Source organism: Xanthomonas sp. NCPPB 1068, from assembly GCF_041479385.2.
GTDB classification, from domain to species: domain Bacteria; phylum Pseudomonadota; class Gammaproteobacteria; order Xanthomonadales; family Xanthomonadaceae; genus Xanthomonas; species Xanthomonas cannabis.
The window spans coordinates 4,413,436-4,432,642 of the sequence record NZ_CM192986.1 but is presented as its reverse complement, the minus strand read 5'-3'; the positions used below and the strand labels follow the sequence as shown (position 1 = coordinate 4,432,642).

The window sequence follows — 19,207 nt, the reverse complement described above, 5'->3', positions numbered from 1 at the left end:
CGCCATGCGCCGAGCAGAGTGGGCTCAGGCGGGAATGCTGATGCCGGCGCGCGCGGGGCCGGGATGCGGCTGCTGCGCATCCAGCCAATCGGCCAGCCCGGTCATGCTGTCGAACTCCAGATCCGGCTGCTGGGTGGGGTGCGACCACACTGCGCCTTCGCGATTGATCCAGCACGCGCGCAGGCCCGCATCCAGCGCGCCCAGCACGTCCATGCGTACGTGGTCGCCCACATGCAGCACCTGTGCCGGCGGCAGTTCCAGGCGTGCGCATGCGGCGTGGAAGATGCTGGCGTCGGGCTTGGCACTGCCGTGTTCGCGCGAGCCCAGCTGAAACGCGAAGTGATGCATCAGCCCGATGCGTTGCAGATCGGCATTGCCGTTGCTGAGCGCGGCCACCGGCACATGCGCGGCAATGCGCGCCAGCGCGTCGAGCGCATCCGGATAGCATTCCACCTGGTTACGCGCGGCGTAGAACACTTCATAGGCTGGCTCCAGCAACGCCAGGTCGCCACCGCTTTCGCGCAACGCCATTTCCAGCGTCAAGCGCCGCAACGCGCTGAGGTCGTGGTGCAGGTGCGGGTTGTCGGCAAAGCTGCGCTCGCGCAGTTCCCGCATCGCTTCCACCGGAAACCGCTCGGCAGTGACCGGGCTGTGTTCACGCATCCAGTCGTACAGCACCTGATCGATGCGCGCCCCGATCGGCGCGAAAGGCCACAATGTGTCGTCGAGGTCGAGAGTGATGGCGCTGATGTGGAAGCTCATCGCGAGATTTTACGGTCTTGCGTTGGGAATGGGGAATCGGGAGTGGGGAATGGGTAGAGCAACTCCACTGCTCTTGCGATTCCCGATTCTCGGCTATTCCAACAGCCTGGCCCAGCGCTGCATCCCCTCTACCCGGCTCAGCACCATCTTGATGCAGACCAGCAGCGGCACCGCCAGCAGCAGGCCGACCATGCCCCACAGCCAGCCGAACAGCATCAGCGCCAGGATCAGCATCAGCGGCGAGATCGCCATGCGGCGTCCCAGCACGATGGGGGTGACCACCTGGCCTTCGATGGTGTGCAGCGCCAGGTAAAGGATTGCCGGCAGCAGCGAGGACACCGTGGTGCGGAATTCCACAAAGCCCATCAGCAGCATCAGCATCACGCCGATCAATGGGCCCACATAGGGCGCGAAATTCAGCAGTGCCACCACCGTGCCCCACAGGATCGCTTCGGGCAGCGGGATCTGCAGCACATACAAGATGCCGGCAAATATCAACCCGACCAGCGTGTTGATGACGCTGATGGTGAGCACGTAACGCGAGACTTCGCGTTCGATGTCCAGCATGATTTCGGTGGTGAAACGTTGCTGCTGACGGTTCGGTAGCAAGGCGATCGCATGCCGCTGCAGGCTCTCGCCATACACCATGAAGAAGAACGTCAGCAGCACGACCGCCAGCACCGACGCGGCCAGTTTGGGCGTGCGCACCAGCGCCTTGTAGGGGTCGTCCATCTGCGTGCGCACGATCTGCACGCCGCGCTGGCCTTCGCCACCGGCCGCGCGTGCAAAATTTTCCGCGGCCTGGTTGGCCTGCATCACCGGCTTGGTGAGGTCGCGCACATCGCGCGCAATCTGGCGCATCTGCCGCGGTGCCTGCTGCGCCCATTCGGCAGCCGGGCCGGCCAGCTGTGCCGCCAGGGCCACGGTGCCGGCCAAGCCCAGGCACAACACCAGCAAGGCACCGACAAACCGCGGGATGTACAGCTTGCGCAACCCGCGCAGGATGGGGTTGCCGATGAGGGCGAAGAACGCCGCCAACATGACCGGCAGGATGATCGTCTGCGCTGCCCACAGCGTATAGCCAACAGCGAGCGTGGCCAGCACCACCAGCGAGGCGGGTGCGCGCGGACGCGGGGCCGGTGGTGGCGGGAGCGAATCTGCCGCGACGGCAGCATCCAGCGGATCGAGAGGAAGAGACATGCGTGCCCTGGCAGCAGACTGGCGTGCCGCCAGCGGTGCGCCATTATCGGCACAACGCGTCAACGGCGCGCACAGGGTCTGTGCGCGCGGTGTCATTACGAACTGGTTGATGCAGCGGGCTCAGCCGCAGGTACAGCAACACGCACGGTGTTGTGCCTGCACGCTGGGTCAGGCGGCGTGGTCGGCCGGCACCTGCACCACCGTCACCGGCGGGTCGGCGGCCACTTCTTCGGCATTGTCGGCAGCGCGTTCGGCCTGATCGGAGGCTTCCTGTGCGCGATGCGCAGTGAACAACGCGGAGATGGTGCTGATCATCTGCAGAATCTTGGGGATGCCACCAAGCTTGCTGGCAATGCTGCCCAGCGCAGCCTGCGGTTCGTTGCGACCGGTCACAAAGCCCAGCCCGAAACCGACTGCCAGGATGCGCACCGGCGACCAGCCGGCGCGCCAGGTCTGGCGCAATTGGGCCCAATGCGAGCGCGTTTCCTGCGCCCGCCCTTCCACCAGGAATTCAGCGCGTTCGACGCGCTGACGCAAGGCGCCAAACTTCATGAGCGTGCTCCATTGGCGGCTGTGGCCGTGTCGTCGTCACTGGAGTCATCGAAGATGCCCAGCTTGATCAACTGCCGCCGCGTGGCATTCATGCCGGTGTGATCGAAGTAGAAGAACACCCGCCACGCCGCGATGCCGGTGACCAGCAAGCTGGCCAACGCGGTGAAGAACATCGCCTGAAACCACGACAACCCGGCACGTTGCAGCAACGCAATGATGGCGCCCGCCAGCAACAGCCAGGACGAGGCGCCGAAAACGACCGCGACACAGGCCCATGCCAGGCCACGCCCGAACGCACTGCGTGCCAGTTGCAGATCGGCCGACACCAGCCGGCGTAACGCGCGGCTGGTGTCCTTGGCCGAGCCCAACGTCGCACGGCCGGCGGCACCGACCGCGCGTACGCTTTCGTCCAGTCCTGGCGTTTCCGGGCGCGCGTCTGGCGCGCCGGAGCGGGCAGCTGTAGAGGCCTGATCGCTCACGGCTTAGTTATCGTTGCTGCGTGCCAGCTTGGCGATGACCCAACCCGCTGCAAATGCCACGCCGAACGCGGCGAGCGGACGCTCGCGGATCAGGTCGGTGGCGCTTTCGAGCAGGTCGTTGCCCTTGGCCACCAGTACGTCCATCTGCTCCTTGGCAGCGGCGCCACCAAATTCAGCGGCGGCCATGCCGGCCAGCGCGGTGTCGGAGAGTTCGGCCTTGACATTGGCGCGGCCCAGCTTGAGCTCGTCGCCTGCAGCGCTGGTAGCGCCCTTGACGGCTTCGCCGGCAGCGCTGGCGGCCGACTTCAGGTGGGTGCCGGCTTCGCTCAGGTTTTCCTTCAGCTGATCGGTATTGGTGGGGCTCATGCGATATCTCCTTGGGTCATTGAGGGCAGCCGTCACTCACGTGCGGTCGTGCGGTAGCAATAGCATCGGGGGGGTGTAGGAGGCGTTAGTGGACGCAGCCCGCAGTGCACATCGCGTCAACGCATGAGCGCGTCGTATTGCGCGTTGCCACGCAGGATGCGCACTACCAGCTGTTGTGGTTTGCGCTGGAAATTGGCGCGCCAGCTGGCAAGGTCGGCGAACTCGCCGACGCTGCTGGCCACAATCACGTCACCGGACACCAGGCCGTTGGCCGCAGCACGGCCACCGCGTTTGACCTCGCTGACCATTACCCCGGTGATGCCGGACTGACGCAGCGATTCGGGCAGGTCCACGAAGGTGGCACCGCTCAGGCGCGGGTCGAGCATGTCGCCGGTGACCGCGCGGTCCTGCTCCTTCAAGGTGGCCTTGAGCTTGAGCGGTTTGCCGTCGCGGCGGATTTCCAGGGTGACCGCACTGCCGACGGCCTGCAGGCCCTCGTAGTTGTGCAGCGCCTCCGCACTGTCCACGCGTTGATCGTTTGCTGCCACCACCACATCGCCGGGTTGCACGCCGGCCGCGGCGGCGGCCGAGCCGGGCAGCACGCGCGTCACCAGTGCGCCGCGCAGCGAGTCCACACCCAGCCCCTGCAACATCTGCTGGGTGAGGTTCTGGGTTTCCAGGCCCAGGGTGCCGCGTACCACCACGCCCTTGGTCACCAGTTGCTCGACCACGTTGCGCGCCAGGTTGGACGGAATCGCCAGGCCCAGGCCGATGTTGCCGGCCATGCTGCCCTGCGGATTGAAGCTGGCGGTGTTGATGCCAACCAGTTGGCCTTGCAGGTTGACCAGCGCACCGCCCGAGTTGCCGGGATTGATCGAGGCATCGGTCTGGATGAAGTTCTGGTAGCCCAGACCGCGAATTCCGCTGCGGCCCACCGCCGAGACGATGCCGGAGGTAACGGTCTGGGTGAAGCCGAACGGGTTGCCGATGGCCACCACAAAGTCGCCCACGCGCAGTGCGTTGCTGTCGGCCAGTTTGATATCGGTGAGGTTGTCGGCCTTGATGCGGATCAGCGCGATGTCGGTGTCGGCATCGGAGCCGATGAAGTCTGCCTTGACCGTGCGCCCGTCGCCGAGCGTCACCTGCACGTCGTCGGCATTCTCGATGACGTGGTGGTTGGTCAATACATAGCCCTTTTGTGCATCGATGATGACGCCCGAGCCCAGCGATTCGTTGATGCGGTCCTGTGGCACCTGCGGGAACAGCCGGCGCAGGATCGGGTCGTTGAAGAACGGGTTGCGCACGCGCACCACCTGTTTGGTGTTGACGCTCACCACTGCCGGCATCGCCTGTTGCAGCATCGGTGCCAGCGAGGGCACCGGCTGCCCGGCGACCGACGCCGGCAACGCCGCCGCCGTTGGCAGGGTGAAGGTGGCATTGCCGGCCGGCGTGGCCTCGGCGCGGTTGTCCAGCCAGGCATTGATGCCGGTGGCGGCAAAGCCGCCGAATGCGGCAGCCAGTGAGAGCGTCAGCAAGGTGGGAAGCGGTCGCATGGAGCGTCTGTCCGGTTACGCGGTGGAAGAGGAATAGGGCGTCTAACTGCGTAAATCAAGCTGAACGAGAGTGCCAGCGAGCAATTTAACTGCCGGTGAAAGCGCCGCGCAGGCCTTGCCGCCGCTGCGTTGACAGCCCGTTGAGCCCGGCGTAGCGTCCGCTTGATCCGATGCCTGTTCAGCAGACGCATTGCTCTCGCGCATCGCCCGCGTTTCCCGCACTGATGCCCTTAAGGAGGGTCTATGAGCAACGGCAATGGTGTGACGGCAACCCTGTCCGACGCCGTCGATAGCGTAAAGAGCACTGCCACCGAACTGACCGACAGCATCGCCAGCACCACCAGCGAAGCGGTCGCCAACGTGCAGGAAGCGGCCGGCGCGGCGGTGCAGGAGGTCAAGGTACGTGTCGCCAAGGCACGCAAGGCGGTGGTCAAGGCGGAGCAGGACGCGGCCAGCAAGGCTGCCGATGCAGCGGGCGCCGTCAAGCGCCGCGTGGCCAAGACCAAACGCTCGTTGGCGGCCACCAGGGACGCAGCGAAGGACAAACTGGTTGCAACCAAGGACGCCGCCAAGCAGAAGCTCGTCGCGACCAAGGACGCGGCGAAGCAGAAAATCACCTCCACCAAAGAGGCGGCCAGGCAGAAGCTGAGCAGTACCGGTGCCGCTGCCAAGAAGAAGATCACCGACACCAAGGCCAACACCAGACAGAAGCTGGAAACCGCCAAGGCCAATGCCAAGGCCGACGCGGCCGCGCTGAGTGCCAAGACCGCCGCCAAGAGCGCGGCACGCAAGACCGCCGTGGCAACGGTGAATGCGCGCACCGCGGCGAAGAAGGCTGCGGCCAAGTCGGTGTCGGTCAAGAAGGCGGTTGCCAAGAGCATCGCCAAGAAGGCACCGGTCGCCAAGCAGACCGCCACACGCCAGGCCGCCGTGAAGAAGGCCCCGCTGAAGAAGGTAGTGACCAAGACCGCCCTGAAGAAAGCGGCCAAGGTGACCAAGACCCCGGCAACGCGCGCAGTGGCCAAGACCACCGCCGCCCGCAAGGCGGTCGGCAAGAAGGCCGTAAAGCGCGTCACGCGCTGACGCTGGACGCCAACACGTGATGCACTCGGCCAGGTAAGCGTGCATCACGCGAAGGCGCAAGAAGGCCGGCGCTGGGCTGCAGCGCCGGCCTTTTTTGATACGTCAAAAACGCATGCGCTTGCGATGGCACCGCGCCGCGTCGCGGGTGGCCAGCTGACAGAGCAAGGGGCTGGGCAAGGGCAGGCGCGAGGTGCGATGTGCGCGAGGCTTCGCTCTTACCCTCATCCGCCCCTTCGGGGCACCTTCTCCCGGTGGGAGAAGGGAGAGATCAGCGGGGCGGGTGAGCGATCTGTTGCTGGGGAACGGGTGTGGTGAAGGGGGCGGAGCGATGCGCTTGGGATATCGCTTTGCATGAGGCTTCGCTCGGACCCTCATCCGCCGCTTCGGGGCACCTTCTCCCGGTGGGAGAAGGGAAGGCGCTGCAGACTCACAGGACACGCGCAACCCCGTTCAAGCACTACGTCCGCCTCCAGCTTCCCGCTTCCCGCTTCCCGCTTCCCGCTTCCCGCTTCCCCATTCCCCATTCCCAATTCCCAATTCCCAATTCCCAATTCCCGATTCCCGATTCCCGATTCCCGATTCCCGAACTATTCGATCCCCTCGAGCAACTGCTCGGCCCCCTTGCGAATCCCGGCCTTCGCTGCGCCGTAGGCGCCCAGGCTGGCCTTGATGTTCATGGCGCTGGGATACTGTTTCTCGACATAGGCGGCGAGCAGGCGGTCGCTTTGGGCGTCGAAGATCTCCACCGCATAGCTGACCGAACCGGAAAATGCACCTTCCTTGCCGCGTGCGGCCTGCACCGCGTTGTAGGAGCCGCCGCCCAGGTCCACCTTCATGACGGTGCCCAGTACGCGCTTGCTGGGCTTGGCGCCGGTGAGGGTGAGGCGCACCCGCACGGTATCGCTGCCGGCCACCGTGGTTGGGCGCCAACGCCGTGCAAGGGCGTAGCCGAATTGCTGCTGCATGTCATCGGCAAGCATGCGCTTGTCCTGTTCGGGCACCTCTTCGAACTGTGCATCCGGCCCGCGGTAGATGGCCACCGGTTCGACGATGGCCGCCCGGTAACGCGTCCAGTCCACGTTGCTGTGATAGGCGTACGGCATGCGGTCTCCGCGGCTGCCGTCGTGTGGGCGCAAATAACTGGACGACGGCAGTTGGCTGTACGGCAACGGGCGGGTGCTGGAGCAGCCGATCAGACTGATGCCGACAACGGCAAGCGTGCAGCAACGAGTGACGAAATGGACAGACATGACAAAGACCTGGATAGAGTGAGGACGGTGGAAGGGCCAGTGCGGGCAGCGGGGGTCAATGCAGCAGCACGCGCGCCAGTGCCAATGCAAATGCAAGGCCTGCCGCGCCCAACAGCACGCTGCGTGTTACCCAACGTGGCAGTCGGCGGACGTGGCGCGCGCTGCGGATATCGGGCAAGGCGCACCAGATGTCGCGGTTACGTGTGCCGGTGCGGCCACAGCGACATGCTGGCGACGCGGCAATGTGACTGACCGTCATGCCGACGCTGTCGTTGGCTGCGGCGTGCGTGGCCCACGGCGACAGGGCGGCGATGGGCGAGGTGGAGCGGGTCGAGGAAGTCATCACCATGCAGCCTGGATGCGTGTGGTGCGTGCACTCTAGGCGGCCAGGATTGGACACTTATTGGAGGTGCCGGGCCGCAGTACCGTCCGCCCTGGGTGTTCACGCCGTGGTCGGCGCGCGGTCATCGGCGAACACCACGCGCACGCACAGGCCACGCCCGTCGTTGCCTTCGCAGGTTTCGATGGTGGCTCCGTGCAGGCGGGCAATGCCCGCCACCAGCGACAGTCCGATTCCGCTGCCCTGCACCTCGCTGCCGGGCACGCGATAGAACCGCTCGAAGATGGACGCATGCGCCGCGTCCGGTACGCCGGGGCCGTCATCGCTGACCTGCACGAACGGGTGCAGTGCATCGGCGCGCAGGCAGTAGCCGCAACTCACTTCCACGGTGCCGCGAACGCGCCCGTAGCGGATGGCGTTGTCGACCAGGTTGCGGATCAGGATGCCCACTGCATCCACATCGCAGCGCAGCAGGCAGGGTGCCGCCTCCACGTGCAGATTGAGCTGGCGGGCATCGGCCTGCACGCTGAATTCGTCCAGGACATGCGAGATCAATTCGCCCATCTCGACCTGTTGGTAGGCAGCCGAACTGATGCCGGCATCCAGCCGCGCCAGATCCAGCAATTGTTCGGCCAAGCGATTGCTGCGGCGCGCGGTTTCCAGCAACTGGCGCAGGGCAGCGTCCTTGTCCTGCAGCGTAGATGCGCGCAAGGCGACTTCGGCGTAGGCATGCAGCGCCGAGAGCGGAGTGCGCAGTTCATGCGCGGCGTCGGCGACAAAATTGCGCTCGGCCTGCACGGCCTGTTCCACCCGTGCCAGCAAGGTGTTGAACGCGGCGATCAGCGGACGGATCTCGTCGGGCACCCGATCCAGCGGGACGGGGTCGGTGTCCAGCCCGGTGCGTTGCGCAATGGCGCAGGAGACGCTGCGCAACGGCGCCAGCGCGGTACGTACCGCCCACCACACCAGCACGCCAAGCACGCCCAGTTGCACGGTGTTGAGCACCATCGCGATCAGGGTCTGCTTGAAACTCATGCGCGAGGACGCATTGCCGATCGGCGTTTCAAGGTCTGCGCCGTTGGCCGGCGCTGACGGGCTGTCGAAGCGGTGCTGCAGCGCTTCGGGCAGGATGCCGACCAGGTGGTCGCCCAGCAGGTTGAGCTCCTGCTCGAACACGCTATGGTGACCCTCGGTGACCAGCGCCACCAGGATCCACAGCGAAGTGGACCAGCTCAGCAGGACGATTGCGGCCAGCGCCGCCAGCATGCGTGCTTGCAGGGACTTCATTCGGGGGACTTGCCGACCATGTACCCCTGGCCGTAAACGGTGGAGATGAGCTCTTCGCCCAGCTTGCGGCGCAACTGATGCACATACACCGCGATCATGTTGCTGCCGCCGTCGGACGGGCCGCCATACACGCCTTCTTCCAGCTGATCCTTGGTAACCACGCGCCCGGCACGTTCCATCAAGGCCAGCAGCAGTCGATATTCGTGCGCGCTCAGCGCCACCCATTTGCCGGCCCTGGTGACCTTGCGGCTGCTCGGGTCCACGCAGACATCGCCCTGGCTGAGCAGCGGCACTACGCGGCCCTGGCTGCGCCGGGTGACCGCGCGCAGCCGTGCCATCAGCTCATCGAACTGAAAGGGCTTGACCAGGTAATCGTCGGCGCCGGCGTCCAGGCCGCGGATGCGGTCGGTGAGCTGGCCACGTGCAGTCAGGGCGATCACCGGGGTCGGGTCGTAATGGCTGCGCATGAAGCGGAGTACCGCCAGCCCCGACTCGCCGGGCAGGCCGATATCCAGCAGGACAGCGGTGTAGCGGTGGTCCACCAGCGCCGCCCTGGCGGTGGCGGCGTTGCCCACGTGGTCGATGGTCCAGCTGTGCTGGCGCATGCCGTCGCAGATGGCGTTGGCCAACAGGGGGTCGTCTTCGACAAGCAGCAAGTGCATCAGGGTTCCGCCGGGCGCCGGGCCATTCCAAGATCCGCAGCACTGTCGGAGATGCGCGTTAGGCAAATATTAGTGCATGCGCAAACCTGCCGGGCAGGCGAACCGAGGAGCGGCAGGTTTGCGCAGGCGAGCTGCCTGCGCGGCCTGCTCAGCGCTGCAGAATCGCGCGCAGGGCCGGCTCCAGCTGCTCGTGGCGGAAGCCGAACCCGGCGTCGAGCGCACGCTGCGGCAGCACGCGCTGGCTGATCAGCAGCAGGTCGGCCATTTCGCCAAAGCCCAATCGCAGCAGCCCGGCCGGCAGCGCCAGCAAGGCAGGGCGGTGCAGGACCTTGGCCAGGGTGCGGGCAAATTCCGCATTGGTCACCGGGTTGGGGGCGGTGGCGTTGTAGGCGCCGGGCTGCCCGTGCTGCAGCAGCCATACCAGCAGCGCGACCATGTCGGCGCGGTGGATCCAGCTCATCCAGTGCCGCCCATCGCCGAATGGCCCGCCGCCACCCAGCCGGAACGCCGGCAGCATGCGTGCCAGTGCGCCGCCGTCGCGGTCCAGCACGATGCCGGTGCGGACCCAGCTTACGCGTGGGCCAAGCGCGCCGATGCGGGCGGCGGCGGCCTCCCAGTCGCGGCAGAGTACGGCCGAAAAATCCTCGCCGGCGCCGTCCGTTTCGGTCAGCGCCGCATCGCCGCGCTCGCCGTAATAGCCCACCGCCGAACCGGACACCACCACTGCCGGGCGCTGCTGCACTGGCTGCTGCGCGATCCAGTCGTACAACCGGTCAGTGGTGCCCAGCCGCGACTCGCGAAAGCGCTGCTTGCGTGCATCGCTCCAGCGGCCGGCCGCCAGCGGCTCACCGGCCAGGTTGATGACGGCCTCGGCCTGCACGCCGTCCAGCGTCTCCACGGCGGTGATGCCGGGCAGGCTGCGGCTGGCGCGGCCGGTATTGCGGGTCAAGACGCAGACCTGATGGCCGGCCTGCACTAAGGCCGGGCACAGCGCCTGGCCGATGAAGCCGGTACCGCCGGTGATGAGCACGCGCATGAGAAGTTCCTGGCCGGAGGGATGCGGCACCATAGGCCAGTGCGGACTGAAGCGCAGTGAAGCCGACGCAGCAATACGGCCAGCGGCCGGTGACGCGCGGCATCAGGCGCGCCGGGCCGGCGCCGTGATGCAGCACCGGGTAGCCGCCTCATCCCCAAACGCAAACGCGCCGGACAGGCCGGCGCATTTGCAAGGTGCTGGATGCAGCGTACTTATTTCGACGACGACACCGCATGGGCGCGTTCGAAGTGTGCCGACACCACACGGCGGGTTTCTTCCAGGTGCTGCTTGACCGGTGCGCTTTCGGCGGCGGGCAACAGCTCCGAATCCAGAATCTTGATGGTGTCGCCATGGTCGATGACCATGTTGCGCATGAAGGCATTGCGGTACGCATCCTTGCCATCGGGCAGCGTCAACGTCTTTTCCAGCGCCTCCACTGCGGCCTTGCCCTTGGCACGCACCGCGTCGGCGCGTGGGCTGTCCTTTGCGCCCAGGGCCTTGGTCTTCTCGAGGTTGGCCTGGTGGTCGTGCAGCATCTGCTCGGCAAACGGGCCGGTGGAGCCGCCCAGATCCTGCCCAATGGCCTGCTTGGCCAGCGCAATCTCGTTTTCGTCAATGGCTGCCAGCACGCCCAGCACTGCACCGTCGCCCTTGGCCAGCTCGGTCGCTCCGCTGCCGCTGACCGGCGCGGCAGTCGGTTCCGGCGACACCGCCGGTGCAGTGCGCGAGGCATCGCCACCGGGGCGATCGCAGGCGGTGAGGGTCAGCATGGCAAGCAACGAAGCGGCAGCGAGAGTAGATTTCATGGAGGTCCCGAGGTGAGTCGGCAATGGCCGACGATGAAATGCAAAGGAGCCGCTAGGCGGCTCCGGTGATGCGTTGGTCAGGCCCACTGCGGCTGGGCGACCGGGGCGATGCCCATGGGTCTGACCGGCGCGCGAACCGCGTCCTGCGCCGTACGGCACACGCGTGCCATGCGCGCAGTGCGCTCACGAATGATGGCGTGCTCGCTGGCAGGTGCGCTGCCGAGCAGGCTTGCCACATGGAAGCCAAGGATTTCCTCCGCGCGGTCGCCCTGGTCGCTGATGATGTGCGGAACCAACCGCTCCAATCGTTCCAGCTCCTGCTGCACTTGATACGGGGTTTTCATGACGATCTCCAATGAATAACGGGTCTTGCTCAACGCCGGCGTCACTGGCGTGCTCAACTATTGCGCGTGCCCAGACGTTGCCAGCAGTCAGTCGCCAACTGTTCGTAGTTGGACTGGGTGCTGGATGAAATGAAGTGATGCTCAAGGCGATCGCGAAACAGCCGCAGACGTTCCTGATCGCTCGAACGCGGTGCCTGCAGGTAGATGTCGCAGGCCATTTTCACCACCGGGGACAATTCGCTGAACTTGCCGCTACCCAGGTTCCCCTGAGCGTGCCGCGCCTGCCAATGCGCGATTTCGGCTTGTACATCGATGACGGATGGGTCTCTGCTCATGGCTTGGGGCGTTCCGGATTAAACAAACTTGACGTGCAGGGTAACTGCGGGTATGTCAACGAATGATCATCGAACGCGAAAATAGTGCGTTAGTGGGAACATCAACACTTAATTGCTCAGGCTGCGTCGGCGTCTCTACACGCTATGCATGCATCCTCGTCGCGTGGTGGATGTTGTTCGGCGTGATGGACTCTGTTCGATGGACGAACACGTCTACCTGCAGCGCGATGCAGCACGACGTTGCGATCATCACAGTCGCACTGCACGGCGTGGCTTCCAGATTTCACGCAATCGCCTGCGTGCAGCGCCGCATTTCACGGAAGATTCTGAACCGCTCCACACCTGTGTAACGTCTGATCCTTAAGGTAGGCAACGACGTATAGGAGAGAGTACTCAGGATGCAGGACAGCGAAAGCAGTCATCGTAAGCCGCACCATGCCAGCGGAACACCGGAAGCACGTGTGTGGTGGCACGCCCTGTTGGAGCTGCGCGGGGGCCGGGTCGCCATCAGCCTGATCGTGGTGGTGTTGATCGTGGTAGGTCTGTATTTCGCCATGAAATAGGCCTGGTTTCAGGGTTTACAGCGGCGCGTTCCGACACGCAGCGGGAGGCGCCCGATGTGGCACGGGCACGAGCACGGGGACAGCGGATGGCAGAGCCACGGTACTTGCAAGTGCTCGGGCATACCACGCGTGCCGTGGCCGAGTACGGCCACGAACGTGCCACGCACGCCTGGGTGTGCAGCGAACTTGCGCGCCTGCTGGGCGCGCATGATGCAGGCCTGGACACTGTGACGGCGTCCGCCGCAGGCGACCAGCATGCTGCGTTGCATGTGCCCGACGACACGCTGACTAGCGAACAGGCCCGTGCGCTTGGCATCGATGGTCGTCACGACCTGCTGGGCGGCATCGTGCCGCATGCATTTGTGGCCACCAAGGTGATCGGCCACCCCTTGATCGATCCTGCGGCAACGCGTGTCACCGGCTGGAATCAGGCGCTGGCGCTTGCGCTGATCCCGACTACCTTGCCCGGCTACACGGTGTTCTCGCGGGACGATGCCTTGCAGGCGTTGGACCGATTGCTGCCCGATGGCCAGGTGCGCCTGAAGCTGCCCACCGGCGTCGGTGGCAATGGGCAGTGGCGCATCGCCGATGCGGCCGCGCTGGCAGTCGCACTCGACGGGTTGCCCGAACAATATCTGCAAACCCACGGCGCAGTGCTGGAGCGCAATATCCTGCAGCCGCTGACGCACAGCGTGGGCGAGCTGTGCGTGGCCGGCGTGCAGATCGCGTACTACGGGACGCAATGCAGCGTGCGCAATGCCGAGGGCGAGGATGTCTATGGCGGCTCGTCGCTGCGCGTCCATCGCGGATCGCTGGAGGCACTGTTGGGCACCGGGCTGCCGCCGCTGCAGCGCCGCGTGGTGGAGCAAGCGTGCCGGTACGATCGCAGCATTGCCGCTGCATTTGCGGGCCTGCAGGTGTCCCGGCGCAATTACGATGTGGTCAGCGGTGAAGACCCGCACGCCGGCGCGGTGTGCGGCGTCCTCGAGCAGTCCTGGCGGATCGGTGGCGCCACCCCGGCGGAACTTGCGGCCATTGCCTGTTTTCAGCAACATCCGGGGCTGCACTGGGTGCGGGCATCCACCCACGAGATCTATGAAGGCGAGCCGCCGGCCGACGCACAGGTGTACTACCGTGCAAGCCGCCCCGGCGCCGGCCCGCGCTACAAATACCGGAGGGTTTCAACCGACTGATGGAAGCCAAACTTTCCAGTATCGACATCGCAGTCGATCACGACGCACTCAGCGGCACCTTGCTCACGCCCACCGGCATTCCGGCGGTGCTGTTCGTCCACGGCTGGGGCGGCAGCCAGCACCACAGCCTGGTGCGCGCGCGCGAGGCGGTAGGTCTGGGCTGCATCTGCATGACCTTCGATTTGCGTGGGCATGAGGGCCATGCATCGATGCGGCAGACCGTCACCCGCGCGCAGAACCTGCGCGACATCATTGCCGCCTACGACCAGTTGGCGGGCCTGCCGTATGTGGATCCGCAGTCGATTGCGGTGGTGGGCCTGAGCTACGGTGGTTATCTGTCCGCCCTGCTGACACGTGAGCGCCCGGTGGAGTGGTTGGCACTACGTTCGCCTGCGCTCTACAAGGATGCGCAGTGGGACCAGCCCAAGGTCAGCCTCAACGCCGATCCGGATCTGATGGCCTATCGGCATCGCACGCTGACGCCCGACGACAACATTGCGTTGGCGGCATGCGCCGCGTACACCGGCGATGTCCTGCTGGTCGAAGCCGAGAACGATGTCATCGTGCCGCAACCGGTGCTGCGCAATTACGCAAACGCCTTTGGCAAGGCGCGCTCGTTGACCTCGCGGGTGATCGCCGGGGCCGACCACGCGCTGAGCGTCAAGGAGCATCAGCAGCGCTACACGCGCGCATTGATCGACTGGTTGACCGAAATGGTGGTGGGTCGCCGGATTGCGTTGGCCCGTGAAGTGGTGGCAGCGCGCAAGCAGCTGATCAAGCAGCAGGAAGACGCGCCGTCGGCGGGAGCCGACGCTGCAGTGTTCCGCGGCGACATCCGCGCGGTGGAGAAAACGTCCGGGTAGTCGAGCGCGCACCTGTCTGCCAGCGCTTGGCGGTACCGTTGCGCTGGATGGATCGCCACTGAAGAACGCGTCATGCTGGGTAAGCGTTGCGATCTCCTTGCAGCGCGGTTGTCTCACTTACATGCGCCGCCACAAACTCACAACAAACAAAACGGGCCCATCGGCCCGTTCGTTTTGAATCATGCAGTGACGCGATGGACGCGCCAGCTTGCACCCCAGGAAGCCGTTACACGCGTGGGTCGGTCGGGTTACGACGCGCAGCGTCGCCGTGATGATCCGAATCGAACGCTTCCCGCACGGCGTGCTTGGCCTTTTCCCAGTTCAGACGCGAATCGGCCTTGAAACGGTCCCAGCCATCGCCCAGATCACGTTCCAGATGGTCGTCCCACTGGCGGCCGGCGTGCTGCTGGCGCGCCTGCATGCCGTACCGGTAGGCCGGGCGATAATCGTCATACGAATACTCGGCATCACGGTAGCTGGCACTATCGAAGCGACCGGCGTAGTGGGTATCGCCGTCGCGATACACGGTGTGGGTACGGTCGGCGCGGTCCCAGGCATCACGCGCAGCGAGGCGGGCATCGTCCCACTCCAGGCGCGACTCACCACGGTTGCGCGGCCATTCGCCGGCCAACGTGGCTTCGGTTTCTTCCCAGGTGCTGGTTGGGCGTGTTTCGCGCGCCTGCAGGCCGAACCCGTACACGGTGGCGTAGTCGCGGTCGTAGTCGGTGCCTTCCTTGTAGTAAGGACGGTTCCGGTGCTCCTGGCGCCAGTATTCGGTTTCCACGGTAGGGTCGAGGCGTTCGGCCACACCCTTGCCCGCCGCCGCGCCGGCAACCACGCCGGCCGCTGCGCCGATCAAGGTGCCTAACGGACCGAACACCGTGCCTGCCAGCGCACCTGCCGCTGCGCCGCCGGCGATGCCGCCCACGCCCACACCCACCGGGTGCGAACCGGGTGCGCCGGAGATCGGGTCGCGGTTCAAATCCTTTGCTTCTTCCTTGCGTTCCTGCTTGTCGAGATTGCTCATGCCGCCTCCGGTTGCCTGGTGATGGATGCGCCCTGCAACGCAGGCCGCGAATGTGGCGCAACGATGGCGTCGCGAGAGTGAAACGCGTGTGCTTGGATGTGAGTGCGATCACGACATGACTGAACTGCGCAGTGGCACTGCGGATGAGGTCGCTGACCGGTGTTGCATGCGTCTTGCAGAACACGCTTCTTACAGAAAAGGGGCCGCTGCTGCGGCCCTTGCTTTACCCCTTGATGCACACCACCTGGCGCAACGTGTGCAGTACTTCGACCAGATCCTGCTGTGCTGCCATCACTGCCTCGATCGATTTGTAGGCGGCCGGCGACTCATCGATGACGGCGGCGTCCTTGCGGCATTCCACATGCGCCGTGGCCTGGCGATGCTGGGCGAGGGTGATCTGTGCACGTGCGGCCGTCCTGCTCATCACGCGGCCTGCGCCGTGGCTGCAGCTGTGAAAACTCTCCGCGTTACCCAGCCCGCGCACGATGTAGCTGCGCGTGCCCATGCTGCCCGGAATGATGCCCAGCTCGCCGGCACGTGCGCTCACCGCGCCCTTGCGGGTGATCAACAGCTCCTCGCCACCGTGAGTCTCCTTCTGCACGTAGTTGTGGTGGCAGTTGACCGCGAGCTTTTCCAGCTGGAATTTCGGCAAGCGGTGACGCATCTCGGCCAGCACGCGCGCCATCATCGCCTCGCGGTTTTCGCGTGCGTAATCCTGCGCCCACGACACCGCTTCGACGTACTCTTCGAATAAGGGCTCGCCCTGCATGAAGAAGGCCAGGTCCTTGTCGGGCAGATGAAAGCCCAGCACGCGGTGCGCCAGTTGCTCGCGTGCGCGCTCGATGAAGTAGCTGCCGATCAGGTTGCCGGTGCCGCGCGAGCCGCTGTGCAGCATCACCCACACCGCATCGGTTTCGTCCAGGCAGAGTTCGATGAAGTGATTGCCGCCGCCCAGCGTGCCGATCTGGCATTCCAGCTTGTCGGTGCGGATGCGCCTGTGCTGCTGTTTGATCGCGTCCAGACGTTGCACCAACCCCGAACGCGCGATGCGGGTTTCGATGCTGTCGGGCAGCGTGCGGTGTTCGCCGCCGCGACCATTGCCCACCGGCACGCTACGCTCGATGCTGGAGCGCAACTGCGCCAGATTGTCCGGCAGATCACTGGCACGCAGCGTGGTACGTACGGCGGCCATGCCGCAGCCGATGTCCACGCCCACCGCTGCCGGGATGATGGCGCCACGGGTCGGGATCACCGAGCCCACGGTTGCACCTTTGCCCAGATGCACGTCGGGCATCACCGCCACCCAGGGGCCGACGAACGGCACCGCGGCGATGTTGCGCAACTGCGCATGCGCCTGCGCTTCCAGCGGCACGCCGCGCACCCAGCCCTTGATCGGGGTGGTGCTGCCTTCGGCATGCAGTAATTCAAAATGTTGTGAGGTACTCATTGTCGTCATTCCCTTGCGGCAGTGCGTGGCAGATCCTTCCACCACGCGCAGCCTTCATTGCCTGATCGTCACCAATTGCTTCAGCACGCCGTCCAGGCCGCCGAACACGGTGAGCTTGTCGATCTTTTCGGTGACCTTTTCCAGCGCCTCCAGTTCCTTCAAACGCATCAGCACCGGGCTGTCTTCGATCAGCTTGGCGGTGTTGAGCAACGAACGCGTGGCGTTGGCCTCTTCACGCCGGCGGATGATGTTGGCTTGCGCCTGCTTCTCCGCCTGCACGACCGCATTGAGGATCTCGCGCATTTCGCCCGGCAGGATCACGTCCTTGACGCCGACGCCCAGCACTTCGATGCCGAAGCCGCTCACGCTGCCACGCACATACCCGAAGATATCCGCATCCAGGCAGGCCTTGTCGCCCAGCAACTCGTCCAGCGTCTTGGCCGACACCGCACGGCGCAAGCCGTATTGCAACTCGCGGTACAGATATTCGCCGGCCTTGGCCACGCGCGTGCGCATCGCCACGGCATCGGTGAAGCGCATGCTGGCGGCCAGGTTGACCCGCAACGACACCTTGTCGCGCGTCAACAGCTCCTGCCCGGAGACCTCGACCGACTGCACGCGCAGATCGATCACCTCGGTGGCGATGTTCTTCTGGAAATTCCAGAACGCGTACGCCCCCGGTCCGAACGGTGCAACCAGCTTGCCATCGATGAACACCAGCCCTTGCGACTCGGCGGGCACGTCCATGCACACTGCCACCCGCGACAGCGTGCCGAGCTGACGCAACCTGCGCTGCACATCGGCAGGCACCTGCAGCCCATCGCCCAGCGGCAGGGTCTGCACCTCGATCGCTGCCGGCCCACGCCAGTACAGCGCGCGCGTGCCCGGTGGCAGCACCTCCTCAAGCTTGCCGTTGCGGATCAGCAGGCCGACCTGCGCGGTCCCGATATCCGCCAGCACGAAGTGCTGCGGCAGGGTGTTGCCGAGCGTGTCGATCAGCATCTCCGCATCGGGGCCGACGTAGGCGCCCTGAGTGACTGCGTGGACGATGACTTCGCTGCGGCCCAGTGGGTCGAACAGGCGATAGACACCGGGGACGAGCACGCGCTCGAACCGACGGTTGCGATACACCAGGCCACGCTCGCCGTCACCGATCACGACCCTCTTGGTCCAGAACATGGCATTACTCCTGTTAGGTTTGGCTCTGGTGGTCCGATCCAAAGTGACTGCCGTCGCGCCGCCCGGATCGGACTGCTGGCGAAACGTGTGCCGATGCAACGCGGCGTTGAAAGGTGGAAACGCCGGTGACGGCGGCCGTGCGGGGCGCGATGCGCTGTTGGCGCTTGCATGCGCGTTGCCGCCGCTGTGCGATGTAGTGCGCAGCGGTTGCAAACGGTGCAGCACGCGCGTTCAGGGCAAGGGCCCGGCCACGGCGCCGCTGCTGCAGGCGGTCAGGCGATGGGTTGCCTGTGTGCCTGCGGCATGGGCGTTTCCGTAAAGGGACTTGCGTCCCGAGAAATGACCAATAAGGTCATGCATGGAGCGGGATTCGAACCCGCGACAGACAGATTAGAAATCTGTTGCTCTACCCAACTGAGCTATCCAGTGGTGAGTATTCCGGAATTGAACCGGGCCTGCGTACTTGCCGCCGCTCCACCAGGAGCCGATACCCGTAACGAGAAACATTGAGAAAGCGTTCGGTATACGCCACGGCACAGCCGCGCGCACCAGCTGGAATAAACTCCAGGCCGCTGAATATCTTCCGCAGTGTTTCTGATCACCGTTTTATTCAAACGGTAATTCTTGTATGTGCATGACCACGCGCCGCCCGTGCCCGACACCTGGGCACAGCGCTTTCGCGCCTGACCGCTTTGCAACGTCCATGTTGTCGGGCAATCCATGCCCGGGTGCCTGGAAGGTCATCCACACGATGCGATGCGAACGCATAACGAAAAACGCCCCCGGATGCAGCATCCGAGGGCGTTCGCTTGCCTCGGAGATCGGGTGACCGATCTCCTTGTCAGGACATCAGTCGAATCGGGTGATGCGCACGGCTGCT

At 65.2% G+C, this 19,207-nt stretch carries 22 protein-coding genes; 5 read left to right on the top strand and 17 right to left on the bottom strand.

Translation table 11 applies throughout. The annotated features are described in order from the left end of the window. Positions 1–24: 24 nt before the first annotated feature. The 6 genes from ACCQ12_RS18815 to ACCQ12_RS18790 all read right to left on the bottom strand — a co-directional run bounded on the left by ACCQ12_RS18815 (position 25) and on the right by ACCQ12_RS18790 (position 4,912). A complete protein-coding gene (locus ACCQ12_RS18815; protein ID WP_184441299.1) occupies positions 25–762 on the bottom strand; it encodes an HAD family hydrolase in 738 nt (245 codons plus the stop codon). A gap of 93 nt (positions 763–855) precedes the next feature. Continuing rightward, positions 856–1,962, bottom strand: a complete 1,107-nt coding sequence (locus tag ACCQ12_RS18810) for an AI-2E family transporter (protein ID WP_047692935.1) — start codon at positions 1,960–1,962, stop codon at positions 856–858. A gap of 168 nt (positions 1,963–2,130) precedes the next feature. Next, positions 2,131–2,514 (bottom strand): hypothetical protein, encoded by a 384-nt coding sequence (locus tag ACCQ12_RS18805; RefSeq protein ID WP_372382454.1) that lies wholly within the window; start codon positions 2,512–2,514, stop codon positions 2,131–2,133. Further along, the gene (locus ACCQ12_RS18800) at positions 2,511–2,993 is read right to left on the bottom strand and encodes a phage holin family protein (protein ID WP_372382453.1); all 483 of its coding nucleotides are present in this window, start codon (positions 2,991–2,993) and stop codon (positions 2,511–2,513) included. Before ACCQ12_RS18800 ends, ACCQ12_RS18805 begins: the two co-directional genes overlap by 4 nt. A 3-nt stretch (positions 2,994–2,996) precedes the next feature. Beyond that, positions 2,997–3,359, bottom strand: coding sequence for a hypothetical protein (locus tag ACCQ12_RS18795; RefSeq protein ID WP_010374821.1), 363 nt, complete (start codon positions 3,357–3,359; stop codon positions 2,997–2,999). 116 nt (positions 3,360–3,475) lie between these two features. Further along, complete coding sequence (locus ACCQ12_RS18790) at positions 3,476–4,912, bottom strand: Do family serine endopeptidase (RefSeq protein WP_039404527.1); 1,437 nt, start codon at positions 4,910–4,912, stop codon at positions 3,476–3,478. 243 nt (positions 4,913–5,155) lie between these two features. Between ACCQ12_RS18790 and ACCQ12_RS18785 the strand changes: the two genes are divergently transcribed. Next, a complete protein-coding gene (locus ACCQ12_RS18785) occupies positions 5,156–5,995 on the top strand; it encodes a histidine biosynthesis protein HisIE (protein WP_372382452.1) in 840 nt (279 codons plus the stop codon). 587 nt (positions 5,996–6,582) lie between these two features. On the opposite strand, the gene ACCQ12_RS18780 is transcribed toward ACCQ12_RS18785, so the two are convergent. From ACCQ12_RS18780 to ACCQ12_RS18745, 8 genes are all read right to left on the bottom strand, one after another. Continuing rightward, the gene (locus ACCQ12_RS18780; protein WP_166750706.1) at positions 6,583–7,245 is read right to left on the bottom strand and encodes a DUF3313 domain-containing protein; all 663 of its coding nucleotides are present in this window, start codon (positions 7,243–7,245) and stop codon (positions 6,583–6,585) included. Positions 7,246–7,300: 55 nt separating this feature from the next. Further along, positions 7,301–7,588 carry a hypothetical protein gene (locus ACCQ12_RS18775; RefSeq protein ID WP_243840300.1) on the bottom strand — a complete coding sequence of 96 codons (288 nt, stop codon included), beginning with the start codon at positions 7,586–7,588 and terminating at the stop codon, positions 7,301–7,303. A gap of 99 nt (positions 7,589–7,687) precedes the next feature. Then, positions 7,688–8,872: an ATP-binding protein gene (locus ACCQ12_RS18770; RefSeq protein ID WP_047692793.1), complete on the bottom strand. Its 1,185-nt coding sequence runs from the start codon at positions 8,870–8,872 to the stop codon at positions 7,688–7,690. After that, positions 8,869–9,534 carry a response regulator transcription factor gene (locus ACCQ12_RS18765; RefSeq protein WP_166744891.1) on the bottom strand — a complete coding sequence of 222 codons (666 nt, stop codon included), beginning with the start codon at positions 9,532–9,534 and terminating at the stop codon, positions 8,869–8,871. Before ACCQ12_RS18765 ends, ACCQ12_RS18770 begins: the two co-directional genes overlap by 4 nt. 148 nt (positions 9,535–9,682) lie before the next feature. Further along, entirely contained in the window at positions 9,683–10,570 is an 888-nt protein-coding gene (locus tag ACCQ12_RS18760) for a TIGR01777 family oxidoreductase (RefSeq protein ID WP_372382451.1), read from the bottom strand. Between the two features lie 212 nt (positions 10,571–10,782). Then, entirely contained in the window at positions 10,783–11,376 is a 594-nt protein-coding gene (locus tag ACCQ12_RS18755; RefSeq protein ID WP_039404514.1) for a DUF4142 domain-containing protein, read from the bottom strand. A 77-nt stretch (positions 11,377–11,453) separates the two neighbouring features. Beyond that, positions 11,454–11,720 carry a hypothetical protein gene (locus ACCQ12_RS18750; RefSeq protein WP_166750701.1) on the bottom strand — a complete coding sequence of 89 codons (267 nt, stop codon included), beginning with the start codon at positions 11,718–11,720 and terminating at the stop codon, positions 11,454–11,456. A gap of 53 nt (positions 11,721–11,773) precedes the next feature. Then, positions 11,774–12,055, bottom strand: coding sequence for a hypothetical protein (locus ACCQ12_RS18745; RefSeq protein ID WP_039404509.1), 282 nt, complete (start codon positions 12,053–12,055; stop codon positions 11,774–11,776). Positions 12,056–12,117: 62 nt separating this feature from the next. Here ACCQ12_RS18745 and ACCQ12_RS18740 point away from each other — a divergent pair, with 62 nt between their 5' ends. From ACCQ12_RS18740 to ACCQ12_RS18725, 4 genes are all read left to right on the top strand, one after another. Further along, complete coding sequence (locus tag ACCQ12_RS18740; RefSeq protein WP_372382450.1) at positions 12,118–12,405, top strand: hypothetical protein; 288 nt, start codon at positions 12,118–12,120, stop codon at positions 12,403–12,405. 48 nt (positions 12,406–12,453) lie between these two features. After that, the gene (locus tag ACCQ12_RS18735) at positions 12,454–12,618 is read left to right on the top strand and encodes a hypothetical protein (protein ID WP_047692786.1); all 165 of its coding nucleotides are present in this window, start codon (positions 12,454–12,456) and stop codon (positions 12,616–12,618) included. Positions 12,619–12,704: 86 nt separating this feature from the next. Continuing rightward, the gene (locus tag ACCQ12_RS18730) at positions 12,705–13,811 is read left to right on the top strand and encodes a DUF3182 family protein (protein WP_372382449.1); all 1,107 of its coding nucleotides are present in this window, start codon (positions 12,705–12,707) and stop codon (positions 13,809–13,811) included. Continuing rightward, entirely contained in the window at positions 13,811–14,674 is an 864-nt protein-coding gene (locus ACCQ12_RS18725; protein WP_372382448.1) for an alpha/beta hydrolase family protein, read from the top strand. The genes ACCQ12_RS18730 and ACCQ12_RS18725 overlap by 1 nt, the downstream gene beginning before the upstream one ends. Before the next feature lie 226 nt (positions 14,675–14,900). Here ACCQ12_RS18725 and ACCQ12_RS18720 read toward each other — a convergent pair whose 3' ends face one another. The 3 genes from ACCQ12_RS18720 to ACCQ12_RS18710 all read right to left on the bottom strand — a co-directional run bounded on the left by ACCQ12_RS18720 (position 14,901) and on the right by ACCQ12_RS18710 (position 18,327). After that, positions 14,901–15,701, bottom strand: a complete 801-nt coding sequence (locus ACCQ12_RS18720; RefSeq protein WP_104581188.1) for a hypothetical protein — start codon at positions 15,699–15,701, stop codon at positions 14,901–14,903. 223 nt (positions 15,702–15,924) lie between these two features. After that, the gene (locus ACCQ12_RS18715) at positions 15,925–17,148 is read right to left on the bottom strand and encodes an RtcB family protein (RefSeq protein WP_166744887.1); all 1,224 of its coding nucleotides are present in this window, start codon (positions 17,146–17,148) and stop codon (positions 15,925–15,927) included. Positions 17,149–17,202: 54 nt separating this feature from the next. Next, positions 17,203–18,327 (bottom strand): slipin family protein, encoded by a 1,125-nt coding sequence (locus ACCQ12_RS18710; protein WP_372382447.1) that lies wholly within the window; start codon positions 18,325–18,327, stop codon positions 17,203–17,205. Positions 18,328–19,207: the final 880 nt, after the last annotated feature.

Coding starts and splice junctions, on each gene's coding strand:
- ACCQ12_RS18735 (WP_047692786.1), top strand. CDS start 12,454: ATGCAGGACAGCGAAAGCAGTCATCGTAAGCCGCACCATGCCAGCGGA.
- ACCQ12_RS18755 (WP_039404514.1), bottom strand. CDS start 11,376: ATGAAATCTACTCTCGCTGCCGCTTCGTTGCTTGCCATGCTGACCCTC.
- ACCQ12_RS18775 (WP_243840300.1), bottom strand. CDS start 7,588: ATGACTTCCTCGACCCGCTCCACCTCGCCCATCGCCGCCCTGTCGCCG.
- ACCQ12_RS18785 (WP_372382452.1), top strand. CDS start 5,156: ATGAGCAACGGCAATGGTGTGACGGCAACCCTGTCCGACGCCGTCGAT.
- ACCQ12_RS18780 (WP_166750706.1), bottom strand. CDS start 7,245: ATGTCTGTCCATTTCGTCACTCGTTGCTGCACGCTTGCCGTTGTCGGC.
- ACCQ12_RS18710 (WP_372382447.1), bottom strand. CDS start 18,327: ATGTTCTGGACCAAGAGGGTCGTGATCGGTGACGGCGAGCGTGGCCTG.
- ACCQ12_RS18750 (WP_166750701.1), bottom strand. CDS start 11,720: ATGAAAACCCCGTATCAAGTGCAGCAGGAGCTGGAACGATTGGAGCGG.
- ACCQ12_RS18720 (WP_104581188.1), bottom strand. CDS start 15,701: ATGAGCAATCTCGACAAGCAGGAACGCAAGGAAGAAGCAAAGGATTTG.
- ACCQ12_RS18810 (WP_047692935.1), bottom strand. CDS start 1,962: ATGTCTCTTCCTCTCGATCCGCTGGATGCTGCCGTCGCGGCAGATTCG.
- ACCQ12_RS18745 (WP_039404509.1), bottom strand. CDS start 12,055: ATGAGCAGAGACCCATCCGTCATCGATGTACAAGCCGAAATCGCGCAT.
- ACCQ12_RS18765 (WP_166744891.1), bottom strand. CDS start 9,534: ATGCACTTGCTGCTTGTCGAAGACGACCCCCTGTTGGCCAACGCCATC.
- ACCQ12_RS18770 (WP_047692793.1), bottom strand. CDS start 8,872: ATGAAGTCCCTGCAAGCACGCATGCTGGCGGCGCTGGCCGCAATCGTC.
- ACCQ12_RS18725 (WP_372382448.1), top strand. CDS start 13,811: ATGGAAGCCAAACTTTCCAGTATCGACATCGCAGTCGATCACGACGCA.
- ACCQ12_RS18790 (WP_039404527.1), bottom strand. CDS start 4,912: ATGCGACCGCTTCCCACCTTGCTGACGCTCTCACTGGCTGCCGCATTC.
- ACCQ12_RS18805 (WP_372382454.1), bottom strand. CDS start 2,514: ATGAAGTTTGGCGCCTTGCGTCAGCGCGTCGAACGCGCTGAATTCCTG.
- ACCQ12_RS18815 (WP_184441299.1), bottom strand. CDS start 762: ATGAGCTTCCACATCAGCGCCATCACTCTCGACCTCGACGACACATTG.
- ACCQ12_RS18760 (WP_372382451.1), bottom strand. CDS start 10,570: ATGCGCGTGCTCATCACCGGCGGTACCGGCTTCATCGGCCAGGCGCTG.
- ACCQ12_RS18730 (WP_372382449.1), top strand. CDS start 12,705: ATGGCAGAGCCACGGTACTTGCAAGTGCTCGGGCATACCACGCGTGCC.
- ACCQ12_RS18795 (WP_010374821.1), bottom strand. CDS start 3,359: ATGAGCCCCACCAATACCGATCAGCTGAAGGAAAACCTGAGCGAAGCC.
- ACCQ12_RS18740 (WP_372382450.1), top strand. CDS start 12,118: ATGATCATCGAACGCGAAAATAGTGCGTTAGTGGGAACATCAACACTT.
- ACCQ12_RS18715 (WP_166744887.1), bottom strand. CDS start 17,148: ATGAGTACCTCACAACATTTTGAATTACTGCATGCCGAAGGCAGCACC.